The sequence below is a fragment of the Novosphingobium aureum genome (assembly GCF_015865035.1).
Lineage (GTDB): Bacteria > Pseudomonadota > Alphaproteobacteria > Sphingomonadales > Sphingomonadaceae > Novosphingobium > Novosphingobium aureum.
Map to the genome: position 1 here is coordinate 16,835 of NZ_JADZGI010000008.1, position 22,741 is coordinate 39,575.

The 22,741-nt window shown below is 66.4% G+C and carries 26 protein-coding genes and 1 tRNA gene; 12 read left to right on the forward strand and 15 right to left on the reverse strand.

All coding sequences use genetic code 11. The annotated features are described in order from the left end of the window. The first annotated feature begins 1 nt into the window (after nucleotide 1). Nucleotides 2-835, forward strand: coding sequence for a ferritin-like domain-containing protein (locus I5E68_RS19230; RefSeq protein WP_197167252.1), 834 nt, complete (start codon nucleotides 2-4; stop codon nucleotides 833-835). A 156-nt stretch (nucleotides 836-991) separates the two neighbouring features. After that, the gene (locus I5E68_RS19235; protein ID WP_323982226.1) at nucleotides 992-1,705 is read left to right on the forward strand and encodes a M23 family metallopeptidase; all 714 of its coding nucleotides are present in this window, start codon (nucleotides 992-994) and stop codon (nucleotides 1,703-1,705) included. A gap of 114 nt (nucleotides 1,706-1,819) precedes the next feature. On the opposite strand, the gene I5E68_RS20220 is transcribed toward I5E68_RS19235, so the two are convergent. Next, complete coding sequence (locus I5E68_RS20220; protein WP_228727383.1) at nucleotides 1,820-2,284, reverse strand: ArsR/SmtB family transcription factor; 465 nt, start codon at nucleotides 2,282-2,284, stop codon at nucleotides 1,820-1,822. Further along, on the reverse strand, nucleotides 2,284-2,919 hold the full coding sequence (locus tag I5E68_RS19245; RefSeq protein ID WP_197167253.1) for a peroxiredoxin: 636 nt from the start codon (nucleotides 2,917-2,919) through the stop codon (nucleotides 2,284-2,286). The genes I5E68_RS20220 and I5E68_RS19245 overlap by 1 nt, the downstream gene beginning before the upstream one ends. A 78-nt stretch (nucleotides 2,920-2,997) precedes the next feature. On the opposite strand from I5E68_RS19245, the gene I5E68_RS19250 reads away from it, so the two are divergent. From I5E68_RS19250 to I5E68_RS19290, 9 genes are all read left to right on the forward strand, one after another. After that, the gene (locus I5E68_RS19250; RefSeq protein WP_197167254.1) at nucleotides 2,998-3,939 is read left to right on the forward strand and encodes an MBL fold metallo-hydrolase; all 942 of its coding nucleotides are present in this window, start codon (nucleotides 2,998-3,000) and stop codon (nucleotides 3,937-3,939) included. Nucleotides 3,940-3,961: 22 nt separating this feature from the next. Next, the gene (locus I5E68_RS19255) at nucleotides 3,962-4,414 is read left to right on the forward strand and encodes a YeeE/YedE family protein (RefSeq protein ID WP_197167255.1); all 453 of its coding nucleotides are present in this window, start codon (nucleotides 3,962-3,964) and stop codon (nucleotides 4,412-4,414) included. Nucleotide 4,415: 1 nt separating this feature from the next. Continuing rightward, nucleotides 4,416-4,832, forward strand: coding sequence for a DUF6691 family protein (locus I5E68_RS19260; RefSeq protein WP_197167256.1), 417 nt, complete (start codon nucleotides 4,416-4,418; stop codon nucleotides 4,830-4,832). Nucleotides 4,833-4,864: 32 nt separating this feature from the next. After that, the gene (locus I5E68_RS19265) at nucleotides 4,865-6,445 is read left to right on the forward strand and encodes a bifunctional protein tyrosine phosphatase family protein/NAD(P)/FAD-dependent oxidoreductase (protein ID WP_197167257.1); all 1,581 of its coding nucleotides are present in this window, start codon (nucleotides 4,865-4,867) and stop codon (nucleotides 6,443-6,445) included. Between the two features lie 31 nt (nucleotides 6,446-6,476). Next, the gene (locus I5E68_RS19270) at nucleotides 6,477-7,268 is read left to right on the forward strand and encodes a sulfite exporter TauE/SafE family protein (RefSeq protein ID WP_197167258.1); all 792 of its coding nucleotides are present in this window, start codon (nucleotides 6,477-6,479) and stop codon (nucleotides 7,266-7,268) included. Between the two features lie 149 nt (nucleotides 7,269-7,417). After that, nucleotides 7,418-8,839 carry a cytochrome ubiquinol oxidase subunit I gene (locus I5E68_RS19275; RefSeq protein WP_197167259.1) on the forward strand — a complete coding sequence of 474 codons (1,422 nt, stop codon included), beginning with the start codon at nucleotides 7,418-7,420 and terminating at the stop codon, nucleotides 8,837-8,839. A gap of 12 nt (nucleotides 8,840-8,851) precedes the next feature. Beyond that, the gene (cydB, locus tag I5E68_RS19280) at nucleotides 8,852-9,853 is read left to right on the forward strand and encodes a cytochrome d ubiquinol oxidase subunit II (protein ID WP_197167260.1); all 1,002 of its coding nucleotides are present in this window, start codon (nucleotides 8,852-8,854) and stop codon (nucleotides 9,851-9,853) included. Nucleotides 9,854-9,884: 31 nt separating this feature from the next. Further along, nucleotides 9,885-10,016 carry a DUF2474 domain-containing protein gene (locus I5E68_RS19285; RefSeq protein WP_197167261.1) on the forward strand — a complete coding sequence of 44 codons (132 nt, stop codon included), beginning with the start codon at nucleotides 9,885-9,887 and terminating at the stop codon, nucleotides 10,014-10,016. Nucleotides 10,017-10,289: 273 nt separating this feature from the next. Next, nucleotides 10,290-10,595 (forward strand): histidine kinase, encoded by a 306-nt coding sequence (locus I5E68_RS19290; protein WP_197167262.1) that lies wholly within the window; start codon nucleotides 10,290-10,292, stop codon nucleotides 10,593-10,595. Here I5E68_RS19290 and hemN read toward each other — a convergent pair. From hemN to ccoN, 10 genes are all read right to left on the reverse strand, one after another. Continuing rightward, on the reverse strand, nucleotides 10,579-11,892 hold the full coding sequence (hemN, locus tag I5E68_RS19295; protein WP_197167263.1) for an oxygen-independent coproporphyrinogen III oxidase: 1,314 nt from the start codon (nucleotides 11,890-11,892) through the stop codon (nucleotides 10,579-10,581). The genes I5E68_RS19290 and hemN overlap by 17 nt on opposite strands. A gap of 77 nt (nucleotides 11,893-11,969) precedes the next feature. Then, the gene (locus tag I5E68_RS19300) at nucleotides 11,970-12,209 is read right to left on the reverse strand and encodes a hypothetical protein (protein ID WP_228727384.1); all 240 of its coding nucleotides are present in this window, start codon (nucleotides 12,207-12,209) and stop codon (nucleotides 11,970-11,972) included. Beyond that, entirely contained in the window at nucleotides 12,206-12,385 is a 180-nt protein-coding gene (gene ccoS, locus I5E68_RS19305) for a cbb3-type cytochrome oxidase assembly protein CcoS (protein ID WP_197167269.1), read from the reverse strand. Before ccoS ends, I5E68_RS19300 begins: the two co-directional genes overlap by 4 nt. After that, complete coding sequence (locus tag I5E68_RS19310) at nucleotides 12,382-14,487, reverse strand: heavy metal translocating P-type ATPase (protein WP_228727387.1); 2,106 nt, start codon at nucleotides 14,485-14,487, stop codon at nucleotides 12,382-12,384. Before I5E68_RS19310 ends, ccoS begins: the two co-directional genes overlap by 4 nt. 71 nt (nucleotides 14,488-14,558) lie before the next feature. Further along, the gene (locus tag I5E68_RS19315) at nucleotides 14,559-15,020 is read right to left on the reverse strand and encodes a FixH family protein (protein ID WP_197167273.1); all 462 of its coding nucleotides are present in this window, start codon (nucleotides 15,018-15,020) and stop codon (nucleotides 14,559-14,561) included. After that, nucleotides 15,020-16,477, reverse strand: a complete 1,458-nt coding sequence (ccoG, locus tag I5E68_RS19320; RefSeq protein WP_197167275.1) for a cytochrome c oxidase accessory protein CcoG — start codon at nucleotides 16,475-16,477, stop codon at nucleotides 15,020-15,022. The genes I5E68_RS19315 and ccoG overlap by 1 nt, the downstream gene beginning before the upstream one ends. A gap of 167 nt (nucleotides 16,478-16,644) precedes the next feature. Then, on the reverse strand, nucleotides 16,645-17,574 hold the full coding sequence (ccoP, locus tag I5E68_RS19325; protein ID WP_197167277.1) for a cytochrome-c oxidase, cbb3-type subunit III: 930 nt from the start codon (nucleotides 17,572-17,574) through the stop codon (nucleotides 16,645-16,647). Continuing rightward, nucleotides 17,567-17,737, reverse strand: coding sequence for a cbb3-type cytochrome c oxidase subunit 3 (locus tag I5E68_RS19330; RefSeq protein WP_197167279.1), 171 nt, complete (start codon nucleotides 17,735-17,737; stop codon nucleotides 17,567-17,569). The genes ccoP and I5E68_RS19330 overlap by 8 nt, the downstream gene beginning before the upstream one ends. Beyond that, a complete protein-coding gene (gene ccoO / locus I5E68_RS19335; RefSeq protein ID WP_197167281.1) occupies nucleotides 17,734-18,483 on the reverse strand; it encodes a cytochrome-c oxidase, cbb3-type subunit II in 750 nt (249 codons plus the stop codon). Before ccoO ends, I5E68_RS19330 begins: the two co-directional genes overlap by 4 nt. 26 nt (nucleotides 18,484-18,509) lie before the next feature. Continuing rightward, the gene (gene ccoN, locus I5E68_RS19340) at nucleotides 18,510-20,156 is read right to left on the reverse strand and encodes a cytochrome-c oxidase, cbb3-type subunit I (RefSeq protein ID WP_197167283.1); all 1,647 of its coding nucleotides are present in this window, start codon (nucleotides 20,154-20,156) and stop codon (nucleotides 18,510-18,512) included. Between the two features lie 212 nt (nucleotides 20,157-20,368). Between ccoN and I5E68_RS19345 the strand changes: the two genes are divergently transcribed. Then, complete coding sequence (locus I5E68_RS19345; protein ID WP_323982227.1) at nucleotides 20,369-21,082, forward strand: OmpW/AlkL family protein; 714 nt, start codon at nucleotides 20,369-20,371, stop codon at nucleotides 21,080-21,082. 80 nt (nucleotides 21,083-21,162) lie between these two features. On the opposite strand, the gene I5E68_RS19350 is transcribed toward I5E68_RS19345, so the two are convergent. From I5E68_RS19350 to I5E68_RS19360, 3 genes are all read right to left on the reverse strand, one after another. Further along, nucleotides 21,163-21,573 carry a GtrA family protein gene (locus I5E68_RS19350; RefSeq protein WP_197167284.1) on the reverse strand — a complete coding sequence of 137 codons (411 nt, stop codon included), beginning with the start codon at nucleotides 21,571-21,573 and terminating at the stop codon, nucleotides 21,163-21,165. 173 nt (nucleotides 21,574-21,746) lie between these two features. Continuing rightward, complete coding sequence (locus I5E68_RS19355; RefSeq protein WP_197167285.1) at nucleotides 21,747-22,448, reverse strand: Crp/Fnr family transcriptional regulator; 702 nt, start codon at nucleotides 22,446-22,448, stop codon at nucleotides 21,747-21,749. Nucleotides 22,449-22,659: 211 nt separating this feature from the next. Beyond that, nucleotides 22,660-22,736, reverse strand: a tRNA-Met gene (locus I5E68_RS19360). Between the last annotated feature and the right edge of the window lie 5 nt (nucleotides 22,737-22,741).

Here is a 22,741-nt window from a genome sequence, read left to right on the forward strand (position 1 = left end):
CATGAGCCAGACGATAACCGGTGATGTGAACGAGGCCGGCGAGACCGGCCAGAGCGTTGCTGCGGCAATCCGCGCCGCGCTGCTCGAGAGCGATCCCCATGCCAAGGTGATGGCCACACGCCGGGTCGCGCGCGACTGGCGGCTCGGGCGCCTCGCGCACGTCTTCGACGTCGCCATGCCCGACGAGCCCGGACGGCCCGAAACGCCCGAGCTGCTTCCCCCCAATCGCATGCCCAAGCGCGGCAAGGCCGGGTCCGAGCGCGGACGCATCGCGCTGTGGCACGCCATCGCACATATCGAGTTCGTCGCCATCGACCTCGCACTCGACATGGCCGGACGCTTCGGGGCCGGGATGGACCGGCAATTCGTCGACGATTTCCTCTCGGTCGCGGCCGACGAGGCCATCCACTTCGCGCTGCTCGACCGGCACTTGCGCAAGAGCGGGTCGCATTACGGCGCACTGCCCGCGCACAATGGCCTGTGGGATGCCGCGAGCGAGACCCGACACGACGTCGCGGCACGCCTCGCGGTCGTCCCGATGGTGCTCGAGGCACGCGGGCTCGACGTCACACCCGCGACCATCGAGCGCGCCCGCGCGGTGGGCGATCCGGCAGGCGCGCGCATCCTCGAGCGAATCCTTGACGACGAGATTCGCCACGTCCGTTTTGGCGCAAATCATTTCGCCGCAACGGCTGAGCGACTCGGGAAAGAACCTGTTAACCTTTGGAAAACCCTGGTTTCCCGCCACTTTCGCGGGACCGTTAAGCCACCGTTCAACGACTCGGCGCGCTCCGCTGCCGGTTTACCGCTCGGGCTCTATGCCGGGGTTGCTTGATTAACTTTCGCAGGCATAGTTCAACAACACGAGACGGCGGGGGGTTCCGACCATCTCAGAAAAACATGATGTCGCGCGCATGCCATTGTCCGTGCCGCGGCCGGGTTGAACAACGCAGAACCCTTCGGGGCTCCGGCGGAAAGCAAGGTATTGCGAGTGGTCGTAACGAATAAAATCGCCAAGGTCCGCGCAGTCGCCGGAGCCTTTATCGCCGCCGGCCTCACCATTGCCGCGCATCCGGCCATGGCCAATAGCGCTGCGGCATCGGCAGACATCTCCGCTCCGCTGCGCGCCGCACAGTCGGCAGGCCAGTCTGCTTCGGGCGCCGAGGACGAGAAGTTCCGCCAGCTGTTCAGCACCTGGCAGAACTTCGAGGAAACCGGCCTCGCCGCCGCCCGCCCCAAGACCGAAGCCGGCAGCGCAGGATCGATTGCCCCCGTCTCGATCCCCTCGCGCAACCCGCTCGACAATGCACGCCTGACCAGCGACTTCGGCATGCGCACGCATCCGATCCTCGGTCGCCGCGCCGGCCACAAGGGCGTCGACCTCGCCGCCCCGACCGGCACCCCGGTCTATGCCCCGGCGGACGGCGTCATCAGCCGCGCCTCGGCCTTCGGCTCCTACGGCCTCTACATCTCGATCGAGCACGGCGGCGAACTCCAGACCCGCTACGGTCACCTTTCGCGCCTCAACGTCGCCGACGGCCAGGTCGTCCACAAGGGCGAACTGATCGGCTTCGTCGGCTCGACCGGCCGCTCGACCGGTCCGCACCTGCACTACGAAGTCCGCGTCGACGGTGCTGCGGTCAACCCGATCCCCTACATGCAGTCGGGCATCGCCGCTGCCGAGGGCGATGCGAAGGGCGGCTGATCCGCTCTCATATCAGGACAAGAAAAAGGCGGCCTCGCAAGGGCCGCCTTTTTCTTTGGGTCACGACAGACGGACAGTCAGGTTCGCCTGATCAGCCAGAATGGGACTGACACATCAAGGCCGATCCATGCGCGCGAACACGGCGGCGCCGCCCCGTCTGCGCCCGGGCGCGTCTGCGTCACCCGAAGCGGCGGGCGAAGAGGCTGGCGCGGGTGCGGGTGCGGGCAGCTCTGCCATGGCTTCGGGCGGCGCGACATCGCCCGCCATCTTGCTCACCATCTCGCGACGGAAGTCGGCAGGACAGATCAGCTGGAACGCGCCGCAGACCTGCGCCAGAGCGCTGTTCTCGACCTCGTAGAAGACCAGCTTGGCCTCGCGCCGCGCGGTAACGAGCCCGGCATTGCGCAGGACCGAGAGCTGCTGCGAAAGCGTGGGCTGGCCGATGCCGGTCAGCGCCTCGATCTCGCCGACATTGCGCTCGCCCTGCGCGACGCAGCACAGGATCGCATAACGCAACGGATGACCGATGGCCTTGATCAGGTCGATCGGCGCTTCGGCCATCGCGGGTGCCTCGGCCATCAGCCCTGCTCCTTGAGGAACCAGCGCACCGGGTTCTCGGCGGCGAGCACGCTGTCGAGCGTCGGCTCGGGATGCGCGAAGAGCGCATCGCCCGGCTGCCAGCCTTCGGGGGGAAGTCCCTTGCCCCCATCCGCGGCCTGGAGCGCAGTGACGATGCGCACGATCTCGTCGACCGAACGGCCGATCTCGACCGGGTAGCTGACGATGGCGCGCACGACCTGCGCCGGATCGATCACGAAGACGGTGCGCACCGCTCCGGCATCGCCAGCCTCGCGCGAGACCATGCCGTAGGCGCGGCCGATGACGAGGGTCGGATCCTCGACGATGGGGAAGCGCACCTCAACTCCATAATGATCCCGAATTGCGCGAACCCATGCGAAGTGCGCATAGAGGCTGTCGATGGAGAGCGCCATGAGCGCGCAGTCCAGCGAGTCGAAGCGCTGCGCAGCCTGCGCGAAGGCGACGAACTCGGAGGTGCATACCGGGGTGAAATCGGCCGGGTGCGAGAAGAACACCAGCCAGCGACCGGCGAAATCCGTCATCTCGATCGGACCTGTGGTGCTGCGGGCACGGAAGGAAGGTGCGGCATCGCCGATGCGCAAGGGACAGCAATGCTGGCGGGTATCTTCATCCATAGCGAATTCCCTAGCCGAGATTTGGCCTTGACGCAATTAATTTCATAATTACATTAATTGAAATCAGGAGGCCCAGACATGACCGATTCCAACGCCAGTCCAGACGCCCTTTCGCGCGCCACGGCCATCGTCGAGGCAGCTGCGACGGATGCGGCAAAGCGCCCCACGATCGCCGGATTTTTCGACGAAGCGACCAACACTGTCACTTATGTGGTGCACGATCCGCAGACTTGCGAGGCCGCGATCATCGATTCGGTGCTCGACTACGATGCCGCCGCCGGGCGCACCTCGCACGCATCCGCGGAACGCGTGGTCGAGTACGTCAATTCGAAAAATCTGCAAGTCATCTGGCACATCGAGACTCACGCCCACGCCGACCACTTGTCGGCAGCGCCCTATCTGCAGGAAAAGCTGGGCGGCAAGCTCGCCATCGGCCAGCAGATCACGCTAGTCCAGAACGTGTTCGGCAAGATCTTCAACGAGGGCACCGAGTTCGAGCGCGACGGTTCGCAGTTCGACCACCTCTTCGCGGATGGCGAGACCTTCTCCATCGGCACGCTCGAAGGTGTCGCGCTGCACGTGCCCGGGCACACCCCCGCGGACATGGCCTTCGTCATTGGCGATGCCGCCTTCGTGGGCGACACGATCTTCATGCCGGACTACGGCACCGCGCGCGCCGACTTCCCCGGTGGCGATGCGCGCCAGCTGTTCCGCTCGATCCGCCGCCTGCTCTCGCTCCCGCGCGAGACGCGCCTGTTCCTGTGCCACGACTACAAGGCACCGGGACGCGACGACTACGCCTGGGAGACCACCGTCGGCCAGCAGCGCGACGGCAACGTCCACGTACGCGACGGCATCAGCGAGGACGACTTCGTCGAGATGCGCACCAGCCGCGATGCCACGCTCGGCATGCCCAAGCTGATCCTGCCCTCGGTCCAGATCAATATTCGCGGCGGGCACCTGCCCGACCCCGAAGACAACGGGGTCAGCTACATCAAGATTCCCGTCAACGCACTCTAACGCAAAGCAGAAAGTCCTTCGGATGTTCGCCTGGTTCAACGAGACCTTCCCCCACGCCCAGCCGCTCCAGGGCCTGATCGGCGGCATCATGATCGGCCTTGCCGGTTCGGTGATGCTGCTGGGCGCCGGGCGCATTGCCGGGATCAGCGGCATGGCCGCGCGCACGCTCGGTCTGACCAAGGGCGCGCCCTGGCCGCTCGCCGCGCTGTTCATCGCCGGAATCCCCCTCGGCGCGCTGATCGTGGCTGCGGTCATGGGCGGCATTCCCGCCCGCTTCCCCACCTCGCTGACGCTGCTCGCGGTCGCAGGGGTGATCACCGGCGTGGGCACCCGACTCGGCAGCGGCTGCACCAGCGGCCACGGCGTCTGCGGCCTCTCGCGCCTTTCGCCACGCTCGATCGTCGCCACGCTCAGCTTCATGGGCGCGGGAATGATCACCGTCGCCATCGTCAACGCCATGGGAGGGGGCTGGTAAGATGCGCAGTGTCATCGGACTCGTCTCGGGCCTGCTGTTCGGCGCCGGCCTTGCCCTCTCGGGCATGATGGACCCCGCCCGCGTGCGCGGCTTCCTCGATGTCGCAGGCAACTGGGACCCGACCCTTGCCTTCGTCATGGGCGGCGCAGTGATGGTGATGAGCATTGCCTGGCTGATCCAGCGCCGCATGCACAGCCCTGCCGCCTGCGAGGAATTCTCGCTGCCCGGCACCCGTCTCATCGACGCCAGGCTGATCGGCGGCGGCGCGCTGTTCGGCGTGGGCTGGGGCCTTGGCGGCCTGTGCCCGGGCCCGGCGATCGCCTCGGTCCTGTTTCACCCCCTCGCTGCGGGCACCTTCGTCCTCGCCATGCTCGCCGGCATGGTCGCCTTCCGCATCTTCGAGACGATGCGCAGCTAACGCCCCCCAAAGCCAATAATCGGAGAAGCCGGATGCAGATCAGGAAAATCGAACCAGGCCTTGGCGTCACCGGACAGGTCGCCGCCCAGGACCTCGATGCGATCATCGCCGCGGGATACCGCTCGATCGTCTGCAACCGGCCCGATGGCGAGGAGCCCGGCCAGCCCGATTTCGCGCAGCTGGCCGAAGCGGCCAAGGCGCGCGGGATCGAGACCGCCTACCTTCCGGTCGGCGCAGGCCTGACCGCCGAGGACCAGGCCCCCGCCTTCGCCAGAACGCGGGCCGAGATGCCCGCGCCGATGCTCGCCTTCTGCCGCACCGGCAACCGCTCGGAGAAGGTCGCCGCCGCCGCACGCTCTGCCCCTGCCCCGCTTCGCGCGGGCAGCGACGCGCATCACCGCGTGCTGGTCGTTGGCGGCGGCTCGGCGGGGATCGCCACCGCGGCCTCGCTGCTCAAGCGCGACTGCGGCCTCGACCTCGCCGTGATCGAGCCGAGCGATGACCACTACTACCAGCCCGGCTTCACCATGGTCGGAGGCGGCGTGTTCAAGCCAGCCGACACCGTGCGCAAGACCGCCAAGGTCATGCCGCGCGGCGCGACGTGGATCCGCGCGAGCGTGGCGCGCTTCGAGCCCGACGACAACGCGGTAGTCCTCTGCGACGGCAAACGCGTAACCTATGACGTGCTCGTCGTCGCGCTCGGCAACCGGCTCGCCTGGGAACAGGTCGAGGGGCTCGAGGCCGCGCTCGGCCGCAATGGCGTCACCTCCAATTACCGCTACGATCTTGCGCCCTATACCTGGCAGCTCGTGCAGGAATTGAAGGCGCGCGGCGGTGCACAGCGCGCGCTGTTCACTCAGCCGCCGATGCCGATCAAGTGCGCCGGTGCCCCCCAAAAGGCGATGTATCTCTCGTGCAGCGAATGGGAGAAGGCTGGCGTCCTCGACGGGTTCGAAGTCGAGTTCCACAATGCAGGCGGCGTGCTCTTCGGCGTTCCCGAATATGTCCCCGCACTCATGGAGACGGTCGAGCGCTACGGCATCGACCTGAAATTCGGCTCGACCCTCGTCGCGGTCGACGGGCCCTCGCGGCAGGCGACCTTCAGGACCGAGGCGGGCGAAGTGACGCGCGGTTTCGACATGCTCCACGCCGTGCCGCCGCAAGTCGGCAACCCGGTGGTCGCCGGATCGGCGCTCGCCGATGCGGGCGGCTACGTCGAGGTCGACCAGAACACGCTTCGCCACGTGCGCTATGCCAATGCCTTCGGACTTGGCGACGGGTGCAGCACCGGCAATGCCAAGACCGCCGCCGCGGCGCGCAAGCAGGCGCCCGTCGCCGCGGTCAACGTGCTCGCCGCACTCGCGGGCAAGGAGCCTTGCGCATCCTACGACGGCTACGGCTCGTGCCCGCTGACCGTCGATCGTGGCCACATCGTCCTCGCCGAGTTCACTTATGGCGGGAAGGTCGCACCGAGCCTGCCGAAGTGGCTGATCGAGGGCACCCGCCCCTCGCGCCTCGCCTGGCATCTCAAGGCCGATGCCCTGCCTCCGATCTACTGGCACGGCATGCTCAAGGGGCGCGAATGGCTCGTGCCGCCAGCACCTCTGCTCTGATCCGCCCCGTCCTTCGAAAGAGCCCCCCGCGATGATCGACGCTGTCCACTTCGACCTGCTGCACATGGCCCTCGGCGCCTTTTCCGGGGTGCTGATCGGCTTTACCCTCGGCCTTGTCGGCGGCGGCGGCTCGATCCTCGCGGTGCCGCTGATGGTCTATCTCGTCGGCGTGCCCAGCCCGCATGTCGCGATCGGCACGAGCGCCTTCGCGGTCGCCGTCAATGCCGCCACCGGCCTCGTCCAGCATGCCCGTGCGGGCACGGTGAAGTGGCGTTGCGGCGGGCTCTACGCCTCGGCGGGCATTCTCGGCGCTTTCCTCGGCTCGACGCTGGGCAAGGCGGTCGACGGGCAGAAGCTGCTCTTCGCCTTCGCGCTGGTGATGATCGTGGTCGGCGTGCTGATGCTGCGCGGACGCGGCAATCCGGGCATCGAGGGCGCGCAGTGCAATCGCACCAATGCGCCCAAGGTGCTGGGCTATGGTCTTGGCACCGGCACTTTCTCGGGCTTCTTCGGGATCGGGGGCGGTTTCCTGATCGTGCCCGGCCTCATCGCCTCGACCTCGATGCCGATGCTCAACGCGGTAGGCACCAGCCTCGTCGCGGTGACCGCCTTCGGCCTCACCACTGCGGCCAACTACGCCTTTTCCGGCCTCGTCGACTGGGTGCTCGCGCTGACACTGATCGCAGGCGGCCTACTCGGCGGCTTTGCCGGCACTTACGCCGCGCGCCGCCTCTCTGGCGCGGGAACGCTGACCACGGTCTTTGCCGTGCTGATCTTCGTGGTCGCCGCCTACATGTTGCTCAAGAGCGGCGGAGTTCTCTGACACCGCCCGGACTTTCGTCACGAACCGGCCCGATTTTGCTTTCTGCGCGACTTGGACGATAAGTCCAATCGTTCTTCGCGCCACCAAGACGCACACCGCCCTTCACGCCGGGCCATGCCCGACACCGCTCGTGCAAGAGGAACTGTCCAATGTGGGACCAGGCAGACGCACTGCTGCTGGCGCGCTTGCAATTCGCCTTTACCGTAAGCTTTCACTTCATCTTCCCGGCCTTCTCGATCGGGCTCGCGAGCTTTCTCGCGGTGCTCGAGGGGCTCTGGCTGAAGACAGGCAAGGCGCTCTACCTCGACCTGTTCCGCTACTGGCTCAAGATCTTCGCGGTCGCCTTCGGCATGGGCGTGGTCTCGGGCATCGTCATGTCCTACCAGTTCGGCACCAACTGGTCGGTATTCTCGGACAGGACCGGGCCGGTGATCGGGCCGCTGATGGCCTATGAGGTGCTGACCGCCTTCTTCCTCGAGGCCGGGTTCCTCGGGGTCATGCTGTTCGGCATGGAGCGGGTCGGGCGCAAGCTGCACTTCTTCGCCACCTGCATGGTCGCGGGCGGGACCTTCGTCTCGGCCTTCTGGATCCTCTCGGTCAATTCCTGGATGCAGACCCCGGTCGGCTACGAGATCGGTGCCAATGGCCAGTTCCTGCCCGGCCCGAGTTGGGCGGCGATCATCTTCAACCCCTCGTTCCCCTACCGCCTCGTCCACACCGTGACTGCAGCCTATCTCACCACGGCCTTCGCGGTGGGCGCGGTCGGGGCCTGGCACCTGCTGCGCAATCGCGCCAATGCCCACGCGCGCAAGATGTTCTCGATGGCGATGTGGATGGCTGCGCTCGTAGCGCCGGTGCAGATCTTCCTCGGCGACGAGCACGGGCTCAACACGCTCGAGCACCAGCCGGTCAAGGTCATGGCCATGGAAGGCCACTACGAGAGCCACCCCGATGGCGCGCCGCTGGTCCTCTTCGGTATCCCGAATGCGAAGGAAAAGCGCATCGATTACGCGATCGAGATACCCAAGCTCTCCTCGCTGATCCTCAAGCACGACCCTGACGCGCCGCTCGGCGGGCTCGATTCGGTCCCCGACGCGGACGAGCCGCCGGTCGCCCCGGTGTTCTGGGCCTTTCGCGTGATGGTCGGCCTCGGCTTCGCGATGCTCGGCATCGGGCTGTGGAGCCTGCTCGCACGATTTCGCGGCCGGCTCTACGACTGGTCATGGCTGCATCGCGGCGCGCTGGTGATGGGGCCCTCGGGCTTCATCGCGGTGATCGCGGGCTGGATGACCACCGAGGTCGGGCGCCAGCCTTATACCGTCTACGGACTGCTGCGGACCGCGCAGTCGGCCTCGCCGCTCGAAGCCCCCGCGGTCGGTGCCTCGCTGCTCGGTTTCATCGTGGTCTACTTCGTCTGCTTCTCGATCGGCACCTGGTACGTGCTCAAACTGATGAGCAAGGCGCCTCATGCGCACGAGGAAGGCCCCGAGCAGGGTGCCGACACCCCGATCCGCACCGCCGGCATCACCCCTGGGCCGCACCAGCAATCCGCGCCCGGCGCGGCCGAATAAGGGAGCACGGCCATGACCATCGACCTCACCGTCATCTGGGCCTTCATCATCGCCTTCGGCGTCTTCGCCTACGTGGTGATGGATGGCTTCGACCTCGGCATCGGCATCCTGTTCCCCAGCTTCAGGGTGGGCGAAGGGCGCAACCGCGCGATGAATTCGATCGCACCGGTCTGGGACGGCAACGAGACCTGGCTGGTGCTGGGCGGCGGGGGGCTCTTCGCGGCCTTCCCGCTGGCTTACGCAATCATCCTGCCCGCGACATATCCGCTGATGATCGCGATGCTGCTCGGCCTCGTGTTTCGCGGCGTCGCCTTCGAGTTCCGCTGGCGCGACGCGGGCCACCGCCCCTTCTGGGACATGGCCTTCTTCGGCGGATCGCTCGTCGCAGCGCTTTCGCAAGGGATGATCCTTGGCGCGATCCTTCAGGGCATCACTGTCGAGAACCGCGCCTATGCCGGTTCCTGGTGGGACTGGCTGACGCCCTACACCCTGCTGACCGGCCTCGGCGTCGTCGCGGGCTACTGCCTGCTCGGCGCGACATGGCTGATCTGGAAGCTCGACGGCCAGCCGCAGGACCATGCCTACAAGGTCGCAAGGCGTGCCGCCGTCGCGACGCTGCTGCTGCTCATCGCGGTGAGCCTCTATACCCCGATGCTCGACGAGGACTACTGGCACCGCTGGTTCGAGGCACCCGGCATCTATTTCGCCAGCCAGGTCCCGCTGCTCACCGCGATCCTCGCCGCCGCGCTGTTCTGGGCGCTCGCCAAGCGGCGCCAGGCAGCCCCGTTCTGGCTCTCGCTCGGCATCTTCCTGCTCGGCATGGCGGGGCTGGGCGTGAGCATGTTCCCCTTCGTGGTGCCCGATCAGGTGACGATCTGGGACGCCGCCGCACCGCACCGCAGCCAGGTCTTCATGCTCGTCGGGGTCGGCCTGACCCTGCCGCTGATCCTTGGCTATACCGGCTGGGCCTACTGGGTGTTTCGCGGCAAGGTCGGCCACGAGGGCTACCACTGATCCAAGGCCACTGCTTGAAGAGGAGCCTGCGATGAAGGGAAAACCGCTCGATGCCGACCGGCAGCCCTTGTGGAAGCGGCTGGGCTGGCTCGCCGCGATCTGGGCGGGCAGCGTGCTCGCGCTCGGCGCCTTCGCCCAGCTCCTGCGGCTCTGGCTCACCTAGACCCCACGTCTACCTGCGAGGACTGCGGCAGACAAAAAAACAGGCGGCCCGTCACGAGGTAGGGCCGCCCGAAGGTGGGGAGAAGCGGTACGGAGGCGCACCGGAGATCGGTGCGGTCCGTGACCGGCAAGGCAGTCTTTCGCACATGCACAAGGGCGCGACTTTGATCGCGGTCAAGCAGGCCTTGCCGATTACGCAACCCGAGATGAATTAACGGCAATTCATCGCGCCACGCGGTTAAACACGCAAAGCATCCGCCGTTCTGGGCTGTGCATGGACGGCCCACGCTTCACCCCTACCCCGATCCCGCGCGAGCGGCGGCGGCGGCGCTGCACGCGCTTCACCCTCGCCGATGCCGCGGGCGATCCGCTGGACGTCATGGTGCGCGACATCTCCTCGCGCGGGCTCAGCGCCGCCGCGCTCGGCGAGGCGCCCGCGCCCGACGAAATCGTGCGCGCACGGCTCGGCGATGGCACCGAAGTCTGGGGCTTGGTGCGCTGGCGCGAGGGCAAGCTGTTCGGAGTGGAATTCGACGTCGGAGCGCGAACGGGTCCTGCTAGCGCTAGACCGCCGAGCTGAAACGGCGCAGCGAATCCTTGCGATAAGGGTCGAAGCGCGCGGCGATCGAGCGGGCATAGGGCAATCCGCCCGGGCGGATGACGAGATCGTCACCATCGGTCTCGCACAGGCCCGCAGCCATGTAGGGCGTGAGCAGCGGGTACGCCTCCATCTGGAGCTCGGGCGCGACGCGTGCGCGTCCACGGCACAGCAGCGCCTCGATCACCGTGCCACGACGGCGGTCGTCGGCACTGCGGCGCACGCCCCGGTTGGCGGGAAGCCGGTCCTGTGAGAGCAGCATGCGATAGCGGCCCGCGTTCTTCTCGTTCTGCGCGAGCAGCCCGGGAAAGCCGCTGATCGCCGAAGCCCCGAGACCGATCAGCACTTCGGCCCGGTCCTCGGTGAAGCCCTGGAAATTGCGGCGCAGGGTCCCCGCGACGGCAGCCTGCGCGATGGCATCGCCGGGCAGCGCGAAGTGGTCGAAGCCGACCGGCACGTAGCCCGCAGATACGAGATAGTCGTAGCCGAAGGCCGCCATCTCGAAGCGCGCCTGCGCATCGGGCAGCGCGCTGTCGTCGATCTTGCGCTGACGCGGGATCAGGTGGGGAACATGGGCATAGCCGAACAGCGCGATGCGATCGGCCCGCAGCGCCACCGTCTGCTCGAGCGAATCCTCGAGCTGCGCCATGGTCTGCCCGGGCAGCCCGTACATGAGGTCGAAGTTGAGCGAGGTGACACCCGCGGCACGCAGCATCGCGGTCGAATTTTCGATCATACGGGCGGGCTGGACGCGCCCGATCGCTTCCTGCAGGGCGGGCGCGAAAGTCTGTACGCCAAGGCTTGCCCGCTCGATCGCGACCGCGCCGATCACCTCGGCCCAGTCGGCGCCCAGCGTACGCGGGTCGAGCTCGATCGAGAGCACCGGCGAGCGCGGCGCGAACTGCAACGTCAGCGCATCGACGATGCGCACGAAGTCGATCGGCGAAATGCCGTTGGGACTGCCCCCGCCGAACGATATGCGCGTGACCTGCACGCCTTGCGGCAGCCGCTCGGCGACGAGGGCGATCTCCTTGTGCAGCGCCTCTAGGTAGCTCGCCACGCGCTGGGTGCGATTGGCAACCGAGGTGTTGCAGCCGCAATACCAGCAGATCTTCTCGCAGAACGGGATGTGCACGTAGAGCGAGACCTCGCCCTCGCACTGTTCCAGCGCAGTGACGAAATCGGCAGGCCCGACGCCCTCGCCGAATTCGGCGGCAGTCGGGAAGCTGGTGTAGCGCGGCACCGGGACCGCGAGCAGTTCGGGGTGATATGTCCACATGCGAGGGACATTGTCGCGCGAGACCGCCCGCGTCTTTGCGTTCGATCAAGCGTGCCCGGCATTGTTGGCGGGACTGGTCAGTCAGCGGGCGGAACCGCTCCAGCGATGCGCTTGCGCGAGGAGGAGCCCTTGCAGCCCTTGGCGCAGCACGGTCCCTGCGCCGGTCCCGGCGGCACCTCGCCCGAACCGGTCGGGATCACCAGTTGTCCGCCACCGCACAGCGGCGCGGCAATGCCGCGCGCCTCGGCCTCGAGCGGACCGATCATCGCCGGAAGCAGCGCCAGAGTGCCGAGCAGCGCGAGTTCGCGGCGCATCATCGCGCGTCCCCCCCTTGTTGCCCGGCCCTGGCCCCATCCTCCTCATCGATGAGGATACGGTTGGCCGCGCCGTCGAGATCCTCGAACTGGCCGCTCTTCATCGCCCAGAAGAAGGCGACGAGTCCGGCCATGCCCATCAGGAGCGCAAGCGGGATGAGGAAGCCGAGGATGGTCATGGCGCCGCACTCTCGCCCGGACCTGCCGCGCGCGCAAGCCGCAGCGAATTGGCGACCACAACCAGCGAGCTGCCCGACATCGCCAGCGCTGCGACCAACGGGGTGACATAGCCGAAGATAGCGAGCGGAACCGCGCAGACATTGTAGGCGACGGCCATCGCGAAGTTCTGGCGCACCACCGCCATCGTGCGCCGCGCGACCCTGACGGCGAGCGCGACGGGCATGATGCGCTCTCCCACGAAGACCGCGTCGGCGGCCTGCTGGCTGACGTCGCTGGCCCCGCCGGGCGCGATCGAGACGTGCGCACCGGCAAGTGCGGGGCCGTCGTTGAGACCATCGCCCACCATCAGCACCCGGTGCCCGCCCGCGCGCAGGCGGTCGAGCAGCGCGAGCTTGTCCTCCGGGCGCATCGAGTGCGTGGCAAAGAGCCCGAGGTCCCGCGCCACGCGCGCCACCGACTGCTCGCGGTCACCCGAGACGATGGCACTGCGCAGGCCCTGCTGCGACAGCGCGGCGAGCGCCTCGTGCACGTCGGGACGCAGCGGATCGGCAAAGGCGATCCGCTTGCGCGTCTCGCCAATGACCAGATCGGCGGCAAGGCCGCTCGTCTCGACCTCGGGACGCAGCAGCGCGACGCTTTCACCGCCATGGCTGGCGCGCATGCCGCTGCCCGCACTTTCGCTCACCTCGTCGAGCGCGGCGGGGCGCACCCCTGCCTCGCGCAGCGCCTGGGCAAGGCCGCGGCTGAGCGGGTGGCGGCTCGACTGGGTCAGCGCCAGCGCAATCGCGCGTTCACCATCGTCCAGCATCGCGAGATCGACCGGGCGCGGTTCGCCCAGCGTCAGCGTGCCGGTCTTGTCGAACAGCACCTCGTCGACTTCAGCGAGGCGTTCGAGCGCGGAGCCGTCCTTGATCAGCAGCCCGCGCTTCATCAACGCCGAGGCGGCGACGACCTGTGCCGCGGGGACGGCGAGGCCCAAGGCGCAAGGGCAGGTGATGATCAGCACCGCGACCGCGATCAGCAGCGCCTTGTAGAGCCCTGCCCCCGCAAGCATCCAGCCAAGGAAGCTGAGCAGCGCGAGGCTGTGCACGGCAGGCGCGTAGAAACGCGAGGCCTTGTCGGCGATGCGCACGTAGCGCGAGCGCGACTGCCCGGCCTCGTCCATCAACCGTGCGATGTCGGCGAGCGCGGTATCCTGCGCAGCGGCGGTGACCTTGATCCGGACCGGGTTGCCGAGGTTGATCATGCCGGCATGGACGAGCTCGCCCGGGCCTGCCGCGCGCGGATCGCTCTCGCCGGTCAGCATCGAGGAATCGATGGTAGTGCGCCCCTCGAGGATCTCGCCATCGGCAGCAAGCGATTCGCCTGCCGCGACCAGCATCACCATGCCCGGGGCGAGGCTTTCGGCCTCGACGTAGCGGCTCGTCCCGTCGTCCTGCACGACTTGCGCGCCCTTGCCCATGCGCCCGAGCAGCGCGGCAATGCCCGAGCGGGCCCGGTTGCGCATCATCGCATCGAGCGCGCGCCCGGCGAGCAGGAAGAACAGCAGCATGACCGCACCGTCGAAATAGGCGTGCGGGCCGCCGGTCACGGTCTCGTAGAGGCTCATGCCGGTCGCGAGCACCACGCCGATGGTGATCGGTACATCCATGTTGGTGCGCCGATAGCGCAGCGCCATCGCCGCCGAGGCGAAGAACGGGCGTCCGGCATAGGCGATCACCGGCACCGCGATCAGCGCGCTCAGCCAGTGGAACATCTCGCGCGTGATGGTGTCGGCCCCGGACCAGACCGAGACCGAGAGCAGCATGATATTCATCATGCCGAAGCCCGCGACCGCGAGGGCGCGCAGCAGCTTCCTGGTTTCGGCATCGTCGCGCGCGAGCGGGTTTTCGGCAGCGCGCTCGGCCTCGAAGCCGAGGCGGCGCAGGCTCTCGATGATCGCCTCGTCGTCGATCGTGGCATCGTGGCTGACCGCGACGCGCTTGGCCGAGAAGTTGACCCGTGCTCCAGCGATGCCCGGCACCTCGCCAAGGCCGCGCTCGACCTTGGCGATACAGCCCGCACAGCGCATGCCCGGGACGGTGAAGCGGCTGTCGACCAGCGCGCGCTCGCCGTCCGATGCGGGCTTGTTCTGTCCGGCATTTGCCGGCGGGGCTAGCTTCGACAGCTGGTTCACAGGACCTCGCGCTCCTCGCGCCATGTCTTGCCATCGGCCTCGATGCGCAGGCGCAAGGTCCAGCGCCCGGCGGGCAACGGCTTGTCGCTCACGAATGTACCACCGACGGGATCGAAATGCAGCAGTTCGTCCGAGAGACGGCCGAGCGGATGGCGTGCCTCGGCACTGACCAGCGCGCCCTCGGGCACGCCGTGAAGGTGCGCAGCAATCCGGTCGTCATCGCGGCGCTCGAGGTCGAGACCCCAGCCCAGAGCCCCTTCCTGTCGCGCCTCGTCGAGCCAGGTGTTGAAGTTCTGGCTGGCAACGTAGGAATTCTCGACGACCACGCCGCCGAAGGTCGAGCTGGCAAGTCCGGCCATGGCGAAGTTGACCGCCACCACGATGCCGAAGCCACCGACGAGGATCATCGTCATGTGCTTGCCGGTGAAGGGCCGCGGGCGGGTATTGGCGCGCTTCATCATTCGCCTCCTGGCGTGTCGAACTTGGCTTGCGAACTGTCGGCCTCGCCGGGCTCGCCGACGGCCTGCACCGAGAAATCGAAGCTCTGGTCGGTGCTGCCCGCGGGCGCGACGACGTAGACGCGCACCCCTTGCGTGGCATCGGCGGCCACCTTGCGCACGAGGCTGCGCGCGGCGGCCTCGCGGGCCATGTCCTCGGTCCACATCACCGCGCCGGGCAGGCCCTCGATCGCGATCTCCATGTCGCGCGGACGGCCCTGCATGTTGCGCAGGCGCAGCGTGTAGGCATTGCGCACCGAGCCGTCGCTCATCAGGATGTAGGGCGGATTGCGGTCCTTGGCGACGGTCAGCCCGGTGTGGACGCGGGTGCCCAGCGTGAACAGCAGGCCGAGCCCGATCGCGGCCCATACGCAGAAATAGAGGATCGTGCGCGGTCGCCAGATCAGCTTCATGTGGCGGGTCGGCGCATTGCCCGCCTTCTCGTTCTCGGCGTCCTCGAGCGTCGCATAATCGATCAGCCCGCGCGGGCGACCGGTCTCGGCCATGACCCGGTCGCAGGCATCGATGCACAGCGCGCAGGTGATGCAGCCGATCTGCGCGCCCTCGCGAATGTCGATCCCGGTCGGGCAGACCGCAACACACTGGTTGCAGTCGATGCAGTCGCCGTATTCCTCGGGGTTCTTCTGCGCCTTCTTGAGGCTGCCGCGCTTCTCGCCGCGCCAGTCCTTGTAAGTGACGATCAGGCTCTTCTCGTCGAGCATCGCGGTCTGGATGCGCGGCCATGGGCACATGTAGATGCACACCTGCTCGCGCATGAAGCCGCCCAGCACGAAGGTGGTGAGCGTGAGCACGAGCACGGTGCCATAGGCGACCGGCGCTGCAGTGCCGCTCCAGAATTCCTGATGGAGCGTCGGTGCATCGGCGAAGTAGAAGATCCAGGCACCGCCGGTGGCAAAGCTGATCGCGAGGTAGACGCTCCACTTGGCGAGGCGCCGGGCGATCTTAGAGGCAGTCCACGGCGCCTTGTAGAGGCGAAAGCGGGCGTTGCGATCGCCGTCGAAGAGGCGGTCGACGTGCTGGAACAGGTCGGTCCACACGGTCTGCGGACAGGCATAGCCGCACCAGGCGCGGCCGACCGCGCTGGTGACGAGAAACAGGCCGATCCCCGCCATGATCAAGAGGCCCGCGACGAAGTAGAACTCGTGCGGCCAGATCTCGATGCCGAACATGTAGAAGCGGCGATGCGCGAGGTCGATCAGCACCGCCTGGTCGGGCGCATAGGGACCGCGGTCCCAGCGCAGCCACGGGGTGATCCAGTAGACCGCAAGGCACAGCGCCATGATCGCCCACTTGATGCGGCGAAACTTGCCGTCGATGCGGCGATTGAACACCGGCTCGCGCTTGGCATAGAGCGAGACCGGGGGCTCCTGGGCCTTGATCTGTACTGGCTTGTTCATGTCCGTTGTCCGCCCGTCGTTAGACTTGGGGGGCTGAGCGGCCCGGAAGGTCGGGCCCCGCCTGCCGTCCTGGGCAGGGCGGGGTCGCCCGAAGGGTCGGCCGGGGCACTTGCGAAGGCCCCGGCGCTGTCAGTCCTCTGGCTGCATTTCCTGTCGTTGCATGGCCATCAGTCGGTTTCCTGCGCTGCATCCGCAGCGGGTGCTTCTGCCGCCACGGGGGCTGCGAACTCCTCGCCGCCGCCCAGCGAGTGGACGTAGGCCGCGAGCATCTTGATCGTCACCGGATCGAGCCGCTCGCCCCATGCCGGCATCACGCCGTGGTGCGGGTGGTGGATCTGCGCGGCGACTTCGGCCTTGCTGCCGCCGTCGAGCCAGATCGCATCGGTGAGGTTGGGCGCGCCCAGCTCGCGGTTACCCTTGGCGTTGTCGCCATGGCACACCGCGCAGTTGTCGGCGAAGATCTGCGCGCCGCGCTGCGTTGCCGCGCTCTTCTTTTCCTTGCCCGAGAGGCTCAGGACATAGCCCGCGACATCGTTGATCTGCCCTGCGTCGAGCAGCCCGTCGCTGCCGAAGTTGGGCATCAGCGAGATGCGGGTCGCATCGTCGCCGGGCTGGCGGATGCCGTGGATCAGCGTCGTCTCGATGGTCTTGAGATCACCGCCCCACAGCCAGTCGTCGTCGTTGAGGTTGGGATAGCCCTTCGAGCCCGCCGCGCCCGCGCCGTGGCACTGCACGCAGTTGACCTTGAAGGCTGCCGCGCCGCCCGCGACCGCCGCGCGCATCAGCTGAGGATGCTGCGGCAGCTGCTCGATCGGCAGGTCGGCGAGGCCCGCAACCGCCTTGGCGCGCGTGGCCGCGGCCGAGCTCATCTCGGCATCGAGCTGGCCCCGGCTCGACCATCCCAGCATGCCCTCGCTGGCCTGGCTGATGCCGGGCAGAGCGGGATAGGCGATGACGTAGCCGATCGCGAAGACGATCGTTGCGTAGAAGGTCCATAGCCACCAGCGCGGCAACGGAGTGTTGAGTTCCTCGATACCGTCCCACTCATGGCCCACGGTCTCGGTGTTCGTGGCTTCGTCCAGACGCTTGTCAGCCATCGTTCTCGTCCTTGAAGATCATGGTGGCGGCTTCTTCGTTGCGTTCGCGCATCCCGGGCCGGAACGGCCAGGCTGTGAGCACGAGGAAGACCGCCAGCATCGCCAGAAGACCCCAGCTGTCGGCCAGGTGGCGCAGCATGTCGTAAGTGGAGTGCATGCTCATCGGCCGTGCTCCGAGGCGAGTTCCTCCTGCGCCGCCGCGCCGTCGACATCGACCAGCGTGCCCAGCATCTGCAGGTAGGCGACGAGCGCATCCATCTCGGTCAGCCGCGAGGGATCGCCGTCGAAGTCGCGGATCTGCGCCTTGGGATAGCGGGTCAGCAGATCGCTGGCGTCGGCATCGGGGTCGGCCTGTGCGGCAAGGTCGCTCGAGGCCAGCTCGATGTCCTTGTCGCTATAGGGCACGCCGACGTGGCGCAGCGCGGTGAGATTGGCCGCGATGTCGGGCACGAAGAGGTCGTTCTTCGCGAGGAAGCCGTACTGCGGCATCACGCTCTCGGGCACCACCGACTGCGGATCGGTGAGGTGCTGGACGTGCCAGCTGTCCGAATAGCGATTGCCCACGCGCGCAAGGTCGGGACCGGTGCGCTTGGACCCCCACTGGAACGGGTGGTCGTACATCGATTCGGCAGCGAGGCTGTAGTGGCCGTAGCGCTCGACCTCGTCGCGGAAGGGACGGATCATCTGGCTGTGGCACACGTAGCAGCCCTCGCGCACGTAGATGTCGCGGCCGGCCTGTTCGAGTGGGGTGTAGGGGCGCATGCCCTCCACCTTCTCGATGGTGTTGTCGATCCAGAACAGCGGTGCGATCTCGACGATGCCGCCGATGGCGACCGCGATGAAAGCGCAGACACCCAGCAGCGTGATGTTCTTTTCCAGCGTCTTGTGACGCTCGGTCATGGACGTCATTGGTCTGTTTCCCTTTGCTGGCGCTGTCAGGCGTTGGCCACGATCGGGCGGTCGGCCTCGGGATCGTAGGCGGCATCGCGCATCGGGGCTTCCTCGCGCAGCTTGCCCAGGATCGTCGCCCAGACGTTGACCACCATGATCACCGCACCGGCGAGGTAGAGCAGCCCGCCGAAGGCCCTCAGCGCAAACATCGGATGGAGCGCAGCGACGGTGTCGGCGAAGGTGTTCACGAGGTAGCCGTCAGCGCCGTACTCACGCCACATCAGGCCCTGCGTGATACCTGCCACCCACATCGAGGCGGCATAGAAGACGATACCCAGCGTCGCGCACCAGAAGTGCCAGTTCACCATGCGCAGCGAGTAGAGCCGGGTGCGTGCCCACAGACGCGGCACGAGGTAGTAGATCGCACCGAAGGTGATCATGCCGTTCCAGCCCAGCGCGCCCGAGTGGACGTGGCCGATGGTCCAGTCGGTGTAGTGCGAGAGCGAGTTGACGCTCTTGATCGACATCATCGGGCCCTCGAAGGTGCTCATGCCGTAGAAGGCGAGCGCCATGACCATCATGCGGATGATCGGGTCGGTCCGGACCTTGTCCCAGGCGCCATTGAGCGTCATCAGACCGTTGATCATGCCACCCCAGCTCGGCATCCACAGCATGATCGAGAAGACCATGCCCAGCGTCTGCGCCCAGTCGGGGAGCGCGGTGTAGTGCAGGTGGTGCGGACCGGCCCAGATGTAGAGGAAGATCAGCGACCAGAAGTGGATGATCGAGAGGCGGTAGCTGTAGACCGGGCGCTCGGCCTGCTTGGGCACGAAGTAGTACATCATCGCCAGGAAGCCGGCGGTGAGGAAGAAGCCGACCGCGTTGTGGCCGTACCACCACTGCACCAGCGCGCCCTGCACGCCGGCGAAGAGCGGGTAGCTCTTGGAACCGACGAAGCTCACCGGCACGTCGAGGTTGTTGACCACGTGCAGCATCGCAACGGTGACGATGAAGGCGAGGTAGAACCAGTTGGCAACGTAGATGTGCGGCTCGGAGCGCTTGATGATGGTGCCCACGAAGACCGCGAGGTAGCACACCCACACAATCGTCAGCCACCAGTCGACGTACCACTCGGGCTCGGCATATTCCTTGGACTGGCTGATGCCCAGCAGGTAGCCGGTTGCGGCCAGAACGATGAACAGCTGGTAGCCCCAGAACACGAAGCGCGCGAGCGCGGGGAAGGCGAGCCGGGCGCGGCAGCTGCGCTGGACGACGTAGTAGCTCGTCGCGATCAGGGCGTTGCCGCCAAAAGCGAAGATCACCGCCGAAGTGTGCAGCGGACGCAGCCGGCTGAAGTTGAGATAAGGCTCGAGGTTGAGGATCGGCCAGGTGAGCTGGAGCGCGATGAACACGCCTGCGGCAAAGCCCGCGATGCCCCAGAACACCGTGGCGATGACACCCCAGCGGATCGGGTCGTCATCGTAGATGCCTTCGTCGGGCATGCGCAGGACACCGCGCGCGATCGCCGCGTAATCGGCACCGCTGATCGTGAACCACACCGCGACCAGCGCCGCGAGGGCGACGATGCTCATGTGGATGGCGAAACCCCCATCTGCCGCCAAGGCGACCCCGATGACGGCAAGGAAAAGCACGGCAAGCCAAACGCCTGCCCGTGCAAGGACCGTTACCATATGCCTTCTCTTTCGAGGTTGTTGCTGAACCTGCTCTCGCCTTGGAGACTATCAGATCGAAGGGCATTGATAACGATCAAAAACCGAAATCGATGAATTTCGGGCCTATTTCGGGAATTTGCGCAAGGTCAATTCAAATATCCGTCAACTCTGTGACAGGCAATCGGGCAGCCGCACAGGAAAGGGAAACGCATGGTGCGATCCCGGCGGCAATGGAAGATGATACTATGCGCAAGATGACCATGCTCATCGCCGCAGCGGCGGCAACTGCACTTGCAACACCGGCGATGGCGGGCAGTCCCGACGGCAAGATTCAGGTCAAGGTTCTTGGCACTGCTGTCCTTCCCGACGGCGAGATCGACAGCGTCAAGTATATCGATGGCGGGCTCGCCGGAACTTTTGCGGATCTTGGCGTCAGTTCGGTCGACGCGAAGGCCAACGACAACGTCGTTCCCACGCTTGCGGTCGAGTATTTCTTCAACAAGACCTTCTCGCTCGAGACCATCTGCTGCTTCACACAGCACCACGTCAACGGCGATGCCGACCTCGCCGGGACCGAGCTCGTGGACCACGTCCTGATCCTTCCCGCCACGCTCACGCTCAAGGCGCACCTCGACACCGGCACCATGTTCAAGCCCTATATCGGCGCGGGCCCGGCCTGGTTCATCGTCTTCGACGAGAAGCCCGGTGCGACCGCCCGCGATCTCGGCGTCGACCGGGTGAAGATGTCGAACACGCTTGGCCTCGCGCTTCAGGGCGGCGTCGACGTACCGCTGGGCGACAGTGGCTTTGGCGTCTCGCTCGATGCGAAGAAGTACTTCATCAAGCCGACCGCGAAGTTCTACGCCGAGGACGTGAAGGTGCTCGAAACCAAGCACAATCTCGATCCCTGGGTGCTCAGCGCGGGCGTGAGCTACCGCTTCTGAGGATAGACCGGGCTCTGTTGCAGGAGGAGAAAGGGGGGCGTCGCGCTCCCCCTTCTTTTTGCGCAGCGCAGGCGCGGTATTCAGATCTTCTGGAAATTGACCGTTGCGTTGAGGATGAACACACCGATCCCCGCAATCAGCGATGCCGTTATGCGCGCCACGATCAGCGGCACGCCCAGCCAGTCCGTCATCAGCGCAAAGGCGCCGAGAATGAAGACGAGGCCGAGAAGAGCATTGCCCAGAAACAGCGCATAGCCCGACCACAGCCCTCGCAAGCTGTCGCGAAATACCCAGAGCCGCGCGAGCGCGTAGTGGCAGGCATTGCCGAACAGGAAGCCGATCGTCACCGCAATGAAGCGGTTCATGCCGGTATAGCGCATGAGCAGCCAGATCAGCGCAAGGTCGATCAGGAAGGTGAAGATGCTGGCGATGGCATTACGCACGAAGAGCTTGTGCCCGCCGCCGGCGATGAAGCGCTTGCGGAAGGTCATCGCCCCCCGCCCCTCGCCTCATAACAGAACACTGCGGCGCGGTTGGTTTGATGGATTGCCATGTCTAGCCAACACGGCGACTCGCGCGATGGTTCCGCCTGCTCTTCGCAGGTGCAAACCGGTTCGTGCCGTCGGGCCGCTGGAACGGCGGCGCGGATCAGCCGAGGGTAAGCTCAGCCAGCTTCGGCAGCGAGTGCATCCATGTTGAGGATAACCACCTCGCGCCGCGAAGGCAGGTCGATCACGCCATCGTTCTTGAGGCGCGTGAACTGACGGCTGACCGTCTCGATGGTGAGACCCAGCACGTCGGCGATCTGCTGACGCGAGAAAGGCAGAACGAGACGTCTTTGGTTCGGCTTGTCGAAATCGACACTGCATCCCGCGCCGTCGAGACGCTCGGACATCTCGACGAGGAAGCTCGCGAGTTTTTCAGCCGCCGACTTGCGCCCGAGCAGCAACATCCAGCGCCGCGTGCGGTCGAGCTCTCCCAGGGTGCGCTCGAGCAGCTTGTGTTCGAGCGAGGGGTGCTCGCGTGCGAAGGCATCGAAATCGCGGCGCGAGAAGACGCATACGCGCGATTCGGTCAGCGCCGTAACGCCATGACCGCTGGTCCCGCCGAAGGGACGGCCAATGAAGTCGGAAGGGTAGACCACCCCGACGATCTGTTCGCGACCGTCTTCGGTGTTGGTCGATAGCTTGAGAACGCCGTCGATGACGTTGGCGACGAGAACCGAATCCTCGCCTTCCCAGATCAGGGATTCACCTGGGCTGATCGTGCGCGTGCGACCGATCGCGTTGAGCGCCTCGAGTTCTTTGGCATCCAGCGATGCACAGATTGCCCGATTGCGGACGACACACAGGTCACAGCTCGACATCAGTACCGGTTCCCAACGCCACGATGGCCACACAGGTCTGCGGCGATACCGCATGGGCCGCGATATGCAAAGGATAACAGGTGCACGTTGTGCAAGAGAACGGCACCTGACTGCCAGGTCCCAACCCTTCTGATCATACCAGCAAGTTTTGCGGTCCTGCTGGTGGCACAAAAAAAGGCGCCGTTGGCGCCTTTGTCGTAAGTGTTTGGATTGGTTGCGGGGGTAGGATTTGAACCTACGACCTTCAGGTTATGAGCCTGACGAGCTACCGGGCTGCTCCACCCCGCGTCACC